Annotated in this window: 15 protein-coding genes and 1 pseudogene; 2 read left to right on the top strand and 14 right to left on the bottom strand. The window is 58.7% G+C overall.

What is annotated here, in order from left to right:
• Positions 1–146, bottom strand: a pseudogene (locus PPTH39_RS10875) (electron transfer flavoprotein subunit beta/FixA family protein); the annotation flags it as partial.
• A 546-nt stretch (positions 147–692) separates the two neighbouring features.
• On the opposite strand from PPTH39_RS10875, the gene PPTH39_RS10870 reads away from it, so the two are divergent.
• Positions 693–2,357 carry an electron transfer flavoprotein-ubiquinone oxidoreductase gene (locus PPTH39_RS10870; RefSeq protein ID WP_095019830.1) on the top strand — a complete coding sequence of 555 codons (1,665 nt, stop codon included), beginning with the start codon at positions 693–695 and terminating at the stop codon, positions 2,355–2,357.
• Positions 2,358–2,512: 155 nt separating this feature from the next.
• Here the strand turns inward: PPTH39_RS10870 and PPTH39_RS10865 are convergent, their stop codons facing one another.
• A complete protein-coding gene (locus PPTH39_RS10865; RefSeq protein ID WP_130871956.1) occupies positions 2,513–3,406 on the bottom strand; it encodes an AraC family transcriptional regulator in 894 nt (297 codons plus the stop codon).
• Between the two features lie 179 nt (positions 3,407–3,585).
• On the opposite strand from PPTH39_RS10865, the gene PPTH39_RS10860 reads away from it, so the two are divergent.
• Complete coding sequence (locus PPTH39_RS10860; protein WP_095003165.1) at positions 3,586–4,650, top strand: NAD(P)-dependent alcohol dehydrogenase; 1,065 nt, start codon at positions 3,586–3,588, stop codon at positions 4,648–4,650.
• 46 nt (positions 4,651–4,696) lie between these two features.
• Here PPTH39_RS10860 and PPTH39_RS10855 read toward each other — a convergent pair whose 3' ends face one another.
• From PPTH39_RS10855 to fabG, 12 genes are all read right to left on the bottom strand, one after another.
• Positions 4,697–5,260: a DUF1285 domain-containing protein gene (locus PPTH39_RS10855; RefSeq protein WP_095003164.1), complete on the bottom strand. Its 564-nt coding sequence runs from the start codon at positions 5,258–5,260 to the stop codon at positions 4,697–4,699.
• Positions 5,261–5,275: 15 nt separating this feature from the next.
• Positions 5,276–5,881, bottom strand: coding sequence for a DUF4823 domain-containing protein (locus PPTH39_RS10850; protein ID WP_095003163.1), 606 nt, complete (start codon positions 5,879–5,881; stop codon positions 5,276–5,278).
• Between the two features lie 173 nt (positions 5,882–6,054).
• The gene (locus tag PPTH39_RS10845) at positions 6,055–7,023 is read right to left on the bottom strand and encodes a GTP 3',8-cyclase MoaA (RefSeq protein WP_130871955.1); all 969 of its coding nucleotides are present in this window, start codon (positions 7,021–7,023) and stop codon (positions 6,055–6,057) included.
• A gap of 125 nt (positions 7,024–7,148) precedes the next feature.
• On the bottom strand, positions 7,149–7,790 hold the full coding sequence (locus tag PPTH39_RS10840; RefSeq protein ID WP_019827947.1) for a TetR/AcrR family transcriptional regulator: 642 nt from the start codon (positions 7,788–7,790) through the stop codon (positions 7,149–7,151).
• Between the two features lie 446 nt (positions 7,791–8,236).
• Positions 8,237–9,019: a TatD family hydrolase gene (locus PPTH39_RS10835; protein WP_095019645.1), complete on the bottom strand. Its 783-nt coding sequence runs from the start codon at positions 9,017–9,019 to the stop codon at positions 8,237–8,239.
• A gap of 33 nt (positions 9,020–9,052) precedes the next feature.
• A complete protein-coding gene (locus tag PPTH39_RS10830) occupies positions 9,053–10,039 on the bottom strand; it encodes a DNA polymerase III subunit delta' (RefSeq protein WP_095019644.1) in 987 nt (328 codons plus the stop codon).
• Positions 10,032–10,664: a dTMP kinase gene (tmk, locus tag PPTH39_RS10825; protein ID WP_095003159.1), complete on the bottom strand. Its 633-nt coding sequence runs from the start codon at positions 10,662–10,664 to the stop codon at positions 10,032–10,034. The genes PPTH39_RS10830 and tmk overlap by 8 nt, the downstream gene beginning before the upstream one ends.
• 12 nt (positions 10,665–10,676) lie before the next feature.
• Complete coding sequence (mltG, locus tag PPTH39_RS10820; protein ID WP_095003158.1) at positions 10,677–11,771, bottom strand: endolytic transglycosylase MltG; 1,095 nt, start codon at positions 11,769–11,771, stop codon at positions 10,677–10,679.
• A gap of 3 nt (positions 11,772–11,774) precedes the next feature.
• Positions 11,775–12,593, bottom strand: coding sequence for an aminodeoxychorismate lyase (gene pabC / locus PPTH39_RS10815; RefSeq protein ID WP_130871954.1), 819 nt, complete (start codon positions 12,591–12,593; stop codon positions 11,775–11,777).
• Complete coding sequence (gene fabF, locus PPTH39_RS10810) at positions 12,593–13,837, bottom strand: beta-ketoacyl-ACP synthase II (protein WP_029611296.1); 1,245 nt, start codon at positions 13,835–13,837, stop codon at positions 12,593–12,595. Before fabF ends, pabC begins: the two co-directional genes overlap by 1 nt.
• Positions 13,838–13,948: 111 nt before the next feature.
• Entirely contained in the window at positions 13,949–14,185 is a 237-nt protein-coding gene (gene acpP / locus PPTH39_RS10805) for an acyl carrier protein (RefSeq protein WP_016779952.1), read from the bottom strand.
• Between the two features lie 191 nt (positions 14,186–14,376).
• Positions 14,377–15,120 carry a 3-oxoacyl-ACP reductase FabG gene (gene fabG / locus PPTH39_RS10800; RefSeq protein WP_016779951.1) on the bottom strand — a complete coding sequence of 248 codons (744 nt, stop codon included), beginning with the start codon at positions 15,118–15,120 and terminating at the stop codon, positions 14,377–14,379.
• Between the last annotated feature and the right edge of the window lie 9 nt (positions 15,121–15,129).

The raw sequence follows: 15,129 nt of genomic DNA, 5'->3' as shown, positions 1-15,129 counted from the left end.
AGGCGTACGGCTTCTTCCACGGCGATTTCGCAGAAGGGGTTCATCGACATCTTGACGTTGGCGAGGTCAACGCCGGAGTTGTCCGCTTTGACGCGCACTTTAACGTTGTAATCGACCACTCGTTTGACAGCTACAAGAACCTTCATGGATTCCTCGTTACTCTCCGGTGAAAAGAAAGTCGCCTAGGCGAACCTGGCGGTTGATGCTCGTCAGCACAAGGGCACCTCCAAAGATCGTTGCCTTATTAATAGACGGGTACCAGCGACTGCCCCTGCGACCGTCTGTCCGATGTGACTAACAAGTCATCCACCAAAAGGACGTGTAAACTCCGCTGCAAAAATGGCAGGCTCCCACTGGCTCATGCCTGTGCCCTGTCTTTAGAGGTGCTCTTGAAACCAACAATCAGCCTACGGCGAGCGCAAAACCGACCGTATCTTGACCGGAACACCATTTGCGGTCAATACAGCAAATGGGCCAGTTTTAAGCCGCGCGTCTTTGATTTGTCTGGGTTGCAGTGAATTCAAACAAACGTTTGTATTGGACCCTGCCAGTGGTGTAGATATAATGCCCGACCTCATAGAGAGAGCGGCGCCTCATCCATTGCGTCCTTGGCCTGCGTCGAGGGAATAATGGATGAAACGCCAAACCTCCAATTAGAAAAATACCGTTGAGCCTTGAGTAGGAGAGAACCTGTGGAACGCGAATACATGGAATTCGACGTGGTCATCGTCGGCGCCGGCCCTGCCGGTTTGTCCGCCGCCTGCCGCCTGAAGCAGAAGGCCGCCGAAGCCGGTAAAGAAATCAGCGTCTGCGTGGTTGAAAAAGGCTCCGAAGTCGGTGCTCATATCCTGTCCGGTGCGGTCTTTGAACCTCGCGCCCTGAACGAGTTGTTCCCGGACTGGAAAGAGCTCGGCGCTCCGCTCAACACTCCCGTTACCCGCGACGATATTTATGTACTGCGCAGCGACAGCACCGCGACCAAGGTGCCAGACCTGTTTGTGCCGAAAACCATGCACAACGAAGGCAACTACATCATCTCCCTGGGCAACCTGTGCCGCTGGCTGGCACAGCAGGCCGAAAACCTGGGTGTAGAAATCTACCCGGGCTTCGCTGCTCAAGAAGTGCTATTCGACGAAAACAATGTGGTTCGCGGGATCATCACCGGCGACCTGGGCGTTGACCGCGAAGGCAACCCCAAGGAAGGCCTGTACACCCCGGGCATGGAACTGCGTGGCAAGTACACCCTGTTCGCCGAAGGCTGCCGCGGTCACCTGGGCAAGCAACTGATCGAGCGCTTCAAGCTCGACAGCGACGCAGATGCCCAACACTACGGTATCGGCCTGAAAGAAATCTGGGAAATCGACCCGGCCAAACACCAGCCAGGCCTGGTGGTGCACACTGCAGGCTGGCCGCTGGACATTATCAGCAGCGAAAACACCGGCGGTTCTTTCCTGTATCACCTGGAAAACAACCAGGTAGTAGTTGGCCTGATCGTTGATCTGTCCTACAGCAACACCTTCCTGTCGCCATTCGACGAATTCCAGCGCCTCAAGCATCACCCGGTGCTCAAGCAGTACCTGGAAGGCGGCAAACGTATCAGCTATGGCGCTCGCGCCATCTGCAAAGGCGGCCTGAACTCGCTGCCGAAAATGATCTTCAACGGCGGCGCATTGATCGGTTGCGATCTGGGCACCCTGAACTTCTCCAAGATCAAAGGCAGCCACACCGCGATGAAGTCCGGCATGCTCGCAGCTGAGGCCGTGGCTGACTCGTTGCTCGCCGACTCCGAAGGCGGTGATGCACTGAACACCTACGTTGAGGCCTTCAAGGCCAGCTGGCTGTTCGACGAACTGTTCGCCAGCCGCAACTTCGGTCCGGCACTGCACAAGTTCGGCCCTATCGTGGGCGGTGGTTTCAACTGGCTTGATCAGAACATCTTCGGCGGCAAACTGCCGTTCACCCTGCACGACACCAAGCCTGACTACGCCTGCCTCAAACAGGCCAAGGACTGCAAAAAGATCGACTACCCGAAACCGGACGGCAAACTCAGCTTCGACAAGCTCAGCTCGGTATTCATCTCCAGCACCAACCACGAAGAAGAGCAGCCTTGCCATCTCAAGCTGCGCGACGCGAGCATCCCGATCAGCGTCAACCTGCCGCTCTACGACGAGCCTGCTCAGCGTTATTGCCCGGCGGGTGTGTACGAAGTGATCACCCAGGAAAGCGGCGAGAAGCGCTTCCAGATCAACTCGCAAAACTGCGTGCACTGCAAAACCTGTGACATCAAGGACCCGTCACAGAACATCACCTGGGTAACCCCGGAAGGTGGCGGCGGGCCGACTTACCCGAACATGTAAGTCTAAAAAAGGCTCCTTCGGGGGCCTTTTTTATTGCCACCGGATTTGTGGGAGCGGGCTTGCTCGCGATGGGATCGCCCAGGTTTGCCTGACAGACTGCGCTGTGCGCATCGCGAGCAAGCCCGCTCCCACACCACGCCCGTCACACCGGCTGGCTAGCACCCCACCCCTTCATGACCGGGGCTGCGTTCGAAGTAGCGCTTGTACTCGCGACTGAACTGCGACGTACTCTGATAGCCCACCCGCTCCGCCACCTGCGCCACCCCCAGCCCCTCACTCAATAGCAACTGCTGCGCCCGCAACAGCCGCAACCGCTTGAGATACTGCACCGGCGACAACAAGGTGCTGCGCTTGAAATGCTCATGAAAGGTCGACGCGCTCATATTCGCGCAACGGGCCAATGTCTCGACATTCAGCGGCTGTGCGAAGTGTTCATGCAAGTAGCTCAATGACGCCGCCACCCGGGCAAACTGCCCTTGCTGCTCAACCAAAGCCCGCAACACACCCGCCTGCGGCCCCCGCAAGGCCGCGAACAGCACCTCGCGCAACCTCGCCTGCCCCATGATCCGGCACTCCAGAGGGTCGTGCAGGCAACGCAACAGGCGCTCGACCGCCTGGCGCATATCGTCATCCAGCACCGCCGAGGTCATCGACTCCGGAGTTTGGGCAACTGCACTGCGGTCAGGGGCCAGGCCCATGGCCAGTACCAACTCGCCCAGTACCGCTCGGTCGATGCTGATAGCAACACCCAGCAATGGCATTTCTTCCGAAGCGAAGGTTTCACACTCAAAAGGCACCGCCAGCGCCTGCACCAGATAATGTCCGGCACCGTATTCCAGGGTGCGCTGGCCCAGATAGGCCAACTTACTGCCTTGAGCAATCACCATTAGGCTAGGCTCATAAATCTGCGGCATTCGGGCTACTACCCGACAGGCAGAAACCACCCGGACTTCGGGCAACAAGGTCGACACAAAACCGGTTTGTGTCGCCAGAGGTTCGATCAGAGACACCAGAGTGGCGTTCTCGTCACGGTGACGGGTCAAAAGCATGGAGAAAGGTTCGCAGGAGGAATAGACAGCCGCATCTTCGCAGAATTGGTCAATAAAATGGCAGCCACCCCGTCAATCCGGAGTATTAGGCATGACAGACGGAGGAATCGTCATAGTCCTGAAAGACATGTAAGCGCAAAATTGCGCCCTGTTCACAGTCAACGTTTCGCGAGGTTCTCATGTCCACTGTTACTTATAACGCTATCGGTTATGCCGCCCAGAATGCCAAGGCCCCACTGGCGCCCATGCCGTTCAACCGTCGCGCACCGCGACCGGACGACGTCTCGATCGAAGTGCTGTATTGCGGTGTCTGTCACTCCGACATCCACCAGGCGCGCAATGACTGGGGCTTCGCGACTTACCCGCTGATGCCGGGCCATGAAATCATCGGCAAGGTCACCGCCGTTGGCGACAAAGTTACCAAACACAAGGTCGGCGATCTGGTCGGCGTGGGCTGCATGGTTGATTCGTGCCGCACCTGCTCGGCCTGCCAGGAAGACCTGGAGCAATACTGCCTGGAAGGCATGACCCAAACCTACGCCAGCCCGGACCGCATCGACGGCACCCTGACCATGGGCGGTTACTCGGACAAGATGGTTGTCAGCGAACACTTCGTACTGAGCATTCCGAAAAATCTCGACCCGGCCAGCGCCGCACCCCTGCTGTGCGCCGGCATCACCACCTACTCGCCTCTGGTTCACTACGGCGTGGAAGCGGGCGACAAGGTCGGTATTCTGGGTATGGGCGGCCTGGGCCACATGGGCATCAAGTTCGCCAAGGCTCTGGGCGCTGAAGTGACCCTGTTCACCCGTTCCGAAGCCAAGGCTGAAGAAGCGCGTCGCCAGGGCGCCGACCATGTGATCGTGTCCACCGATGCCGAGCAGATGAAAGCCGCTGCCGGGCACTTCGACTTCCTGCTGGACACCATTCCGGTGCCGCACGACCTGAACCCGTACCTCGAAACCCTGACCTTTGACGGCGTACACATTCTGGTGGGCCTGATCGAGCCGGTTGAGCCGGCACTGAACGCCTTCAACCTGGTGTTCAAGCGGCGCGTACTGGCCGGCTCGCTGATCGGCGGCATTGCCGAAACCCAGGAAATGCTCGATTTCAGCGCCGAGCACGGGATTACCTGCGATATCGAAATGCTCGACATCAAAAACATCAACGAAGCCTTTGAGCGCGTGGTGAAAGGCGATGTGAAATACCGCTTTGTGATCGATATGAAAACGCTGAAAGCCTAAATGCGTCTTTGTGGGAGCGGGTTTCCCGCTCCCACAATCACTGGGCCTAGGGCTCAAGCCCTATCGGGAAAAATTCGCCAGCGCTCCACACGCCCAGCCAGTTTTGCCCATCGATTTCAGCAACCACCGCCAGTTCTATCAACTGATAGAACACATTGCGGTGGATCAGCGCTTCAAGGTTACGCCGTACATGCAGGTAAGGCGCAGGCTCCTGGGTCTCGGGGTTAATGACGAAGCGCAGCGGGTGCTCGCTGCCAGCGCTGACCGACTCATCGACATTGGTGGTAAAGCGCAGCACTTGCTGCTCCCCCGCCCCTTCCACGTCCAGAGCGACCGCTACAAAAGGCGCGTCATCCACTTTGATGCCGACCTTTTCGACCGGCGTGATCAGAAAATATTCATCACCATCGCGACGAATGATGGTCGAGAACAATTTGACCATTGGCTTGCGACCGATCGGCGTACCCATGTAATACCAGGTGCCATCACGGGCGATACGCATATCGATGTCCCCGCAAAAGGCGGTATCCCACAAATGAACGGGCGGCAGCCCCTTGTCGGCCCTGGGGATTTGCGCCAGCAAATTGCTGACGTCTACCGGCTCGCTCATGGTGCTCTCCTCGACTTATTGATCGCTCAAGCCTATCAAGCTGCGGGCGTACTTGGCGAGCGGCGGGCCAATCAGGTCGGCGGGCTTGTTGTCATGGAACGTCAGCAAACCGCCACGGCTGCGAATGGTGGCGGTGTCGATCAGGTACTGGGTACTGGTTTCGATCAACATCAGCTGGATCACCCCACTGTCGATGCCCAGGCGGCTGATTTCCTCCTGATCAAGCCATTCATCGCTGTTGCCGATGCGGTCATCGGCCCGGGCAAAGCGGGTGTATAACAGATAGTGGGCGCCAAAATTACGCGCTTCGGTCATCGCCTGATCGAGCCCCACCGGCTCCTTGGCCCGGCGCACCATGGGGAAGTATTCGACAAAACCGTTGAAAGCTTCTTCGGCAACGATATTGGGCCGCACATACGGATCGCCGATCGGTGCAAAAGGCCCCTGGGCGATATAAATAAAGGAATCAGGCTGAATGCGCAGCGAATTGCTGCGACGTGTATTGCTGTGATCGAGCAAACCGGCGTCGCTCATTTGATAGCGCGCGCCCTCGCCCAGATCACTGACGCTCATGCAGCCGCCCAGCGCCAAAAAAGCCAGCAACACAATCAGACCACGCATCCCGCTCTCCCGAAAGCCGATGACAAAAAACCGGCGAATAGCCCCGAGATGCAGATTACGCGCCAACACCCTCCTCCCCTGTGGGAGCGGGCTTGCCCGCTTTGGCATCAACTCGGAGTATCAGCAAGACCGGTTTGCCAGCATCGCAGGCAAGCACGCTCCCACACAGATTGTTAGCCGCCGATGATTTTCATCACCGTAGCGCCGCCCGAGAAAGCCACGTCCTGTTTGTCGCCCAGGGCTTTCATCAATAAACCTTGCAGCGCTGGCAATGCCTCGTGGCGCGGCTTGTTCAGCAGATCACCCACATAGTGGCGATTGCTCGATGACAGGCAACCATGCAGCCACCCCGTGGACGACAACCGCAACCGCGAGCAGGTCCGGCAAAACGGCACGCTTTCGTTGGCAATCACGCCGAAATACCCGTGCCCGGGAATCTGGTAACGCACCGCCGTGGCGTCGATGGGCGCATCAGCCTGCTGGTATTCATGATGCTCGCCAATCAGCGCCAACAACTGCTGCAGGCTGACGAACTGCTGCAGGAAAGCATTGCCATCACTGGCCAGGTGCCCCATGCGCATAAGCTCGATAAAACGCAGCTCGTAACCACGCTCAAGGCAGTACTCCAGCAGCGGCATGACCTGATCCAGGTTCTGCCCGCGCAGCGGCACCATATTGACCTTGATTTTGATCCCGGCCTCACGCGCCTGTTGCATGCCATCGAGCACCGTTGCCAGGTCTCCGCCCCGGGCAATGCGGCGGAATGCTTCTGGGTCAAGGGTATCGAGGGAGACGTTGATGCGAGCGATGCCCGCGTCCAGCAGCAACGGCAGTTTGCGCGCAAGCAATTGGCCATTTGTAGTCAGGCTGATATCACCCAGGCCGAGCCGGCCGACATCACGCATAAAGGTGTCGAGCTTGGGGCTGATCAGCGGCTCACCGCCGGTGATGCGCAAGCGCTCGATGCCTGCAGCTTCGATCAGGTAGGCCACGCCGCGCACCATGGCTTCGGCCGACAGCTCATCCTGTGCCGCCACCAGCCGTTTACCGTTGGGTACGCAGTAAGTGCAGGCGTAGTTGCAGGCTGAAGTCAGGCTGATCCGCAAATTGCGAAAACGTCTGCCTTGGCGATCAACGATCATGAATGACTCCGGCGCGGGGGAAATGGGTCGCTGCAAAACCTGACTCATAAATCAGGTTTTGGCAAGACCCAAGCCTGAGTATAAGCCTCAAGGCCATAAGCCATGAAGGCAAATACAGGCTGTGGTTACTCGACTGCCGGGGTGTCGGTGTCACGCTTGCGCTTGTTGCCCATGCGCACGCCGATGTCCATCAGGAACTGGAAAAAGCCCTCCTGATCTTCCAGCACATTGCTCCAGAACGGCGAGTGATACAGCGCCACCGCACCATGCACCAGGGCCCAGGCCGCGCAGTAATGGAAGTAAGGCGGCACGTCTTCGAGCTTGCCTTCGCTGATGCGGCCCTTGATCAGCAGGGTCAGGCGCTCAAAGTTGGAAGCGCGGATCTTGTGCAGCTCTTCGACCAGTTCAGGCACCTGATTGCCCTTGACCACCTTCTCTTCAAGGCGATCAAACAATCGGTAGCGCTGCGGGTCGCGCATGCGGAACTCAAAGTAGGCACGGGACAGCGCCTCCTTGTCTTTATCCACATCGGCGGAATGCAGCAGCTCGTTCAAATCGCGCTCGTAATCGAGCATCAGGCGCAGGTAGATTTCGGCCTTGGACTTGAAGTGCTTGTAGATCGTGCCTTTGCCGATACCCACGGCATCAGCGATCATCTCGACGGTGACACTGTCTTCACCCAGGTCGAGGAACAGCTTGAGCGCGGTATCGAGAATTTCTTGCTCACGGCGACGAAACTCACGGACCTTACGGGGTTCTTTGTGCATAAGAAAAGGTCTGTTCGGGTCAAAATCGAAGCGGAGTATTATGCATTAGTCACGCTAAATTGCACGGATCATCCTGCATATCGATGGGTTCAAACGATTTACCCACGATTAGATGAGCACTCAAGCGAAGCTGGGGTATTCCAAATCTGTTTAAAAAACGATCAGCTGCGGCTGGACGTTCGACAAAGCTGACCAATACTTATCATGTCGGCGTGACATCCCCCCCAAAGTGCTGCGCCGATATTGGCCGCAATGGAATGTGTGCCTTTGTTTTACTCCTAATGGTCTTAACCCGGATTCCCCAGAGCCCGGGTTTTTTTTGCCTGCTGTTCAGTTAAACGCCAAACCTGTAGGAACCGGCTTGCTCGCGGCACAGGCAACTCGGTTTAGCAGACACACCGCAGCGATCCCATCGCGAGCAAGCCCGCCCCCTCAAAGCCACGCAATCATCTGACCCGTGCCAGCGGGAACAGGCGCTTGAAGTTTTCGGTGGTTTGCTCTGCAAAGCGTTCGTAGGACTCACCGCGCAACATCGCCAAAAACTCAGCCACTTCACGCACGTATTGCGGCAGGTTTGGCTTGCCACGATGGGGGATCGGGGCGAGGTAAGGCGAGTCGGTCTCGACCAGCAGCCGGTCGGCAGGCACCTGACGGGCCACATCGCGCAGGGCATCAGCATTGCGAAAGGTCACAATCCCCGACAGCGAGATGTAGTAACCCATGTCCAGCGCCGCCCTGGCCATGTCCCAGTCTTCGGTAAAGCAATGCAGCACACCGGCCTGCGGCAACGCTGCCTCACGCAACATGGCCAGGGTATCGGCGCGGGCACCGCGGGTGTGGATCACCACCGGCTTGCCGGTCTGTTGTGCCGCCTCCAGGTGAACCCTGAACGACAGTTGCTGCAAATCGGCTGCTTCAGGCTCGTAGTGGTAGTCCAGGCCAGTTTCACCAATGGCCACCACCCGTGGGTGATTCAACTCGCCCAACAGCCAGTCAAGCGCCGGTGCGGCACCGGGTTGTACGTCCAGCGGGTGGACGCCCACCGAGCAGTCCACATCGGCATAGCGCTCAGTCAGGGCTTTGACATCGGCCGCGTTGTCGGCGCTTACGCCAATGCATAGAAAATGCCCGACACCACGTTGGCGCGCAGCCTCAAGGGCGGCATCCAGCGAGCCGTCATGGGCGCTCAGATCAAGACGATCGAGATGGCAATGGGAGTCAACCAGCATACAAAAAATTACCTGTTTATCAATTCAGTCAGATCAGCGCTGGCCGGGCAGGCCTGCCCACTGCACCAGCAACGCTTCAAGCAACAGATCACGGTTGAGGTTGGCCTTGCTCAAGACCTTCTGGCGCTGGGCAAGAATCCAGTCCTGAATAGTCAGGACTTTGTCCTGCGCAGTCTTCTGCGCCAGGTACTGCAGCACTTTGCGCATGTCCTCCAGCCCGAGACCGTCCTCGTCCTGAGTCAGTTGATAGCGCAGGATCAGGTTCGACCAGTCGCAAAACCAGTCAAAGAGCAACAGCAGCGGGATGGCTTTCCAGCTTTCAGCCAACTGACTGGCCGACAACTCGCGCTTGAGCAGTTTTTTAACCCCCTCAACCACCGCCGCACGCTGCTCGCGCACACCCTGGGCCTGCAGCTTGACGGCCACCAGGGGGGAACCGGCTGCCAGAGTCAGTAATTCGACCCGCTCGGCCTCAGGGATATCGGGCAGCGCATGGGCCAGCCATTCAAGGCTCAGCGCTTCACTTGGCAACGGGCAGGCCTGCTGCACACAGCGGCTGCGAATGGTCGGCAGCAACCGGCTGGACTGATGACTGACCAACAGCAAGACAGTGTTGCCCGAGGGTTCTTCAAGGCTTTTGAGCAAGGCGTTGGCGGCGTTGATGTTCATCGCCTCCACCGGCTCGACCAGCACCACCTTGCGCCCGCCCAACTGGGCGGTCTGCACCACAAAACTGACCAGATCACGCACCTGGTCTACCTTGATCGCCTTGTCAGCCTCTTCAGGCTCAAGAATGTAGTTGTCGGGGTGACTGCCCGCCGCCAGCAACGAACAGGACTTGCACGTACCGCAAGCCTCAAGCCCGACCGGCTGCTTGCACAGCAGGCTGGCCATCAGCCGCTCGGCCAGCGCCCGCTTGCCGATGCCCGCCGGGCCGTGCAGCAGGTAGGCATGAGCGTGCTGCGCGCGCCCGGCCATCTGCTGCCACAGACCGTCTTGCCACGGATAAGCCTCAGCCACGGTGCATGCCCAGCAATTGCGGCAACAGGGCGTCGAGCTGGCCCTGCACCTGCTCCAGGGTTTGTGCGGCATCGATCAGGCGGTAGCGCCCGGGCTCAAGCCTGGCACGTTCAAGGTAGGTACTGCGCACGGCGTCAAAGAAGGTGCGGCCTTCCTGCTCAAAGCGGTCGAGGCGACCGCGGGCACTGGCACGGGCCATGCCGACTTCGATGGGCAGATCGAACACCAGGGTCAGATCCGGGCGCAGAGCCCCCTGAACAAAGGTCTCCAGGGTTGCGATGCGCTCACGGGGCAAGCCCCGGCCACCGCCCTGATAGGCATAGGTGGCGTCGGTAAAGCGATCACACAGCACTACTGCACCACGGGCCAGCGCCGGGCGAATGACTTCGGCCAGATGCTGGGCGCGGGCAGCGAACACCAGTAACAGCTCGGTATCGGCACACATAGCGTCGTCGCTGGGCGTGAGCAGCAGCTCGCGGATGCGCTCGGCCAGCGGCGTGCCGCCAGGTTCGCGGGTCAGCACCACGTCGATGCCTGCGGCGCGCAAACGCTCTGCCAGGTACTCGCGATTGGTACTTTTGCCCGCGCCTTCGGGGCCTTCCAAGGTAATAAACAAGCCAGTCACAAGCGGCAATCCTTAATCAGTGTCTTTCGGACTTTGCGGCTCGACCGGGGCGCTTGCCGGTTCAGCAGCGGGGGTCGGCGCAGGGCTCGAACGATAATCGGCCCGACGTTTGATCTGGAATTCACGCACAGCAGAGTTGTGCGCATCCAGGTCATCGGAAAACGTGTGGCTGCCATCGCCCTTGGCCACAAAGTACAGGCTGGTGCCATCCGCCGGGTGCAGTGCGGCATAAATGGCCTCACGCCCGACCATGGCAATCGGTGTCGGCGGCAGACCGGGAATGGTGTAGGTGTTGTACGGCGTAGGCTCGCGCAAATGGGCGCGGGTCAGTTTGCCGTTGTATCGCTCACCCAGACCGTAGATCACCGTAGGATCGGTTTGCAGTGGCATGCCGATTTTCATCCGACGCACAAATACTCCGGCAATTTGCCCACGCTCTTGTGGCACGCCGGTTTCTTTTTCCACCAGGGAAGCCATGATCAGCGCCTGGTATGGCGTTGTATAGGGTACGCCCGGGTCACGCTGCTCCCATTCCTGGGCCAGCACTTTATCCAGACGGTCGTAAGCCTTTTCCAGCAACTGGGCATCGGTCATCCCACGCACAAAACGGTAGGTATCAGGGAAAAACCGCCCTTCCGGGAATACCCCTTCGTGCCCGAGTTTGGCCATGACTTCGCTGTCGCTCAGGCCGTCGAGGGTCTGTTCGATTTTTTCGTGTTTGGCCAGGGCGCTACGCACCTGGCGAAAGTTCCAGCCTTCGACCAGGGTCAGGCTGTATTGCACCACCTCACCACGCTGCCACACACCGATCAACTCCTGGGCGGTCATGCCCGGAGTCATGCGATATTCGCCGCTGTGCAAAGGCTGGCCTTCAAGGTTAAAGCGCCAGTAAAGACGCAGCCAGAATGCGTCTTGCAGGGTACCGTCAGCTTCCAGTCGATTGAACGTGCCAGTCGGCGTGGCGCCGGCCGGGACATCGAGCAATTGCTCTTGCGTCAGGTTCAGCGGCTGGTCGAGCGCCGAGTTGAGCTTCCAGGCACTGGCGCCCAGCAGCAAGCCCGCCAGCACCAGACCTGTCTCCAGCAGCACCAAGATTTTACGTTTCACGAATCAGACATCCAGTAAGGTGCGAGCAATACCTTGCAGTTTACGGGTCAGCGGCCCCACCGGCCAGCTAAGGTCTGCAAAAGCGCGCACCGGCCAAATGCCATATACGCTGTTGCAGAGAAAGAGTTCATCGGCCTGTTGCAACTGCGCAAGGCTGATATCGGTAACATGGCAAGGCATGCCCAGGCGCCCGGCCTCGGCCAGCAGTGCAGCCCGCATCACGCCAGCCACACCGCAGCGGCGCAGGTCGGCAGTCAGCAAAACGCCGTCACGCACAATAAACAGATTGCTGAACACACCTTCAATCACCCGCCCCGAAGTGTCGCGCATCAACCCTTCGGCACAGGCCGGGTCTTGCCATTCGGAGCGCGCAATGACCTGTTCGAGTCGATTGAGGTGTTTGAGCCCGGCCAATAGCGGTTGCTCGGCCAGACGGGTGGCACAGTCAAACAGCCGGACACCCTGCAGCGCGTGCGCTTCAGGCCAGGCAGCCGCCGGGCTGGCTTGCAGAATTCTTCGAGGCATGGCCCCGGGGGATATACCATAACCGCGCTGGCTGTCGCCGCGGGTCAGGATGAGCTTGAGGACGCCCTCGCCCATCGCGTGGGCGTAAGCCAGCAATTCGCTGCGGATCAGTGCTTGATCCGCAACAATCGCCAGCCGGGAACACCCTTGCGCCAGGCGCTGCAGGTGCAGCTCCAGCAGCAACGGCGTGCCAGCCTTGACGGCGATGGTCTCGAACAGTCCATCGCCATAGGCCAGCCCACGGTCTTTAAGCGACGCCAGGGCGCTCGCCGGTTGACCGTCGACCCAGCTTTGCATTACTCGGCGTACCGGCGGAACACCAGCGAGCCGTTGGTGCCACCAAAACCGAACGAGTTGGACAGCACCACATCGATCGGCATTTCGCGCGGCGTGTGCGGCACGAAATCCAGGTCGCAGCCTTCATCAGGCTCGTCGAGGTTGATGGTCGGCGGCGCAATCTGGCTGTTGATGGCCAGTACGCTGAAGATCGCCTCGACTGCACCGGCGGCACCCAACAGGTGACCGGTCATGGACTTGGTCGAACTCACGGCCAGGTTGTAGGCGTGATCGCCGAACACCGACTTGATCGCCGAAACTTCTGCCAGGTCACCGGCAGGCGTCGAGGTGCCGTGGGCGTTGATGTACTGCACCTGATCAGGGTTGACCCGGGCATCACGCAAGGCATTGGTGATGCAGCGTGCCGCACCCGCACCGTCAGCCGGAGGCGAGGTCATGTGGAAAGCGTCACCGCTCATACCAAAACCGATCAGCTCGGCGTAGATGGTCGCGCCACGCGCCTTGGCATGTTCGAGCTCTTCGAGCACCAGCGCGCCGGCACCGTCGGACAGCACAAAACCGTCACGGCCCTTGTCCCACGGACGGCTGGCCCGGGTCGGGTCGTCGTTGCGGGTCGACAGCGCACGGGAAGCACCAAAGCCGCCCATGCCCAGACCGCAAGCAGCCATTTCTGCGCCACCTGCAATCATCACATCGGCTTCGCCGTAGGCAATGTTGCGCGCCGCCATGCCAATACAGTGCGTACCGGTGGTACAGGCTGTGGCGATGGCGTAGTTAGGCCCCTGTGTACCCAGGTGGATAGACAGAAAGCCGGAAATCATGTTGATGATCGAGCCCGGCACAAAAAACGGAGAAATCCGTCGCGGGCCTTGCTCGTGCAGGGTACGGCTGGTTTCTTCGATATTGGTCAGACCGCCAATACCCGACCCCATTGCCACACCGATGCGCTCACGATTGGCGTCGGTAACTTCCAGGCCGGAATTGCGCACAGCCTGAAACCCGGCTGCCAGACCGTATTGAATAAACAGGTCAAGTTTTCGGGCTTCTTTGACGGAGAGGTAGTCCTCAACGTTAAAGCCCTGTACCGAGCCGCCAAAACGGGTGGAATAGGCAGAAAGATCCGTGTGTTCGATCAGACCAATGCCACTACGGCCTGCCAGAATGCCTTGCCAGGTGCTCGGAACATCCGCACCCAGTGGCGACAACATCCCCATACCGGTGACTACGACGCGTCTACGCGACACAGCACTCTCCTTTATTCTATTGACGACACTTTGCATCACACCTAAAGAAAAAACCGCACGCCAGAGCGGCAGTGCGGTTTTTCCATGACAGCGAGCAACGATTACAAACTATTACGCCTGGTGGCTAGTAACGTAGTCGATTGCTGCTTGTACAGTAGTGATCTTTTCAGCTTCTTCGTCAGGAATCTCAGTCTCGAATTCCTCTTCCAGAGCCATCACAAGCTCAACGGTGTCAAGGGAGTCGGCACCCAGGTCTTCAACGAAGGAAGCGGCATTGGTCACTTCTTCTTCTTTAACGCCCAGTTGCTCGGCAACGATTTTCTTGACGCGCTCTTCGATGGTGCTCATACCTTGTTTTCACTCCTAATGGACAAATTCAGGCAGCTGGCCAGTGGGCAAGTGTATCGAAAGCCTTTTCGGTTTTTCAACTGAAAGCTTTGCACTCACCCCGCAACAACCGGCCACCTATAAAAAGATTGCAGCTTTATAACGGATTTTAGACAGCTCGTATGACATTTTTTTGAAGCAATCCGCCACATTTAACTCATGTACATCCCGCCGTTGACCGGAATTGTAGCCCCGGTCACGTAGGCTGCACCGTCGGATGCCAGGAAAGCGACCACGTTTGCGATCTCTTGAGCCTGGCCCAGACGGCCCAGCGGAATCTGCGTCTGCAAGGCTTCGCGCTGTGCTTCTGGCAGCTCACGGGTCATATCGGTGTCGATAAAACCTGGAGCGACCGAGTTGACAGTGATCGAGCGAGAGCCCACTTCACGTGCCAGAGCACGACCGAAACCTTCAAGGCCTGCCTTGGCGGCGGCGTAGTTTACTTGGCCAGCGTTGCCCATGGCACCCACAACAGAGCCAATATTGATAATTCGTCCCCAACGGGCCTTGGTCATGCCGCGCAAAACACCTTTGGACAGGCGATACAGACTGTTCAGGTTGGTGTCGATGACATCATGCCATTCGTCATCTTTCATGCGCATCATCAGGTTATCACGGGTGATACCGGCATTATTGACCAGGATCGCCGGCGCGCCGAACTGCTCCTGAATGCTCGCCAGTACCGCAGCAACCGATTCATTGCTGGTCACGTTGAGTTCCATGCCAGTGCCCTGAACACCGTTTTCTTTCAGGGTGGCAGCGATGCGCTCGGCACCGGAAGCGGAAGTCGCCGTACCAATGACAATGGCGCCCTGACGACCCAACTCCAACGCGATTGCCTGGCCAATGCCACGGCTTGCGCCTGTTACCAGTGCAACTTTACCTTGCAAGCTCATGCAGGCTTC

The sequence above is a fragment of the Pseudomonas bubulae genome, assembly GCF_900618535.1.
In the GTDB taxonomy this organism is placed as follows: Bacteria; Pseudomonadota; Gammaproteobacteria; order Pseudomonadales; family Pseudomonadaceae; genus Aquipseudomonas; species Aquipseudomonas bubulae.
Note: the sequence above shows the minus strand (reverse complement) of the source record. Positions and strands in the feature narration are given on the sequence as shown.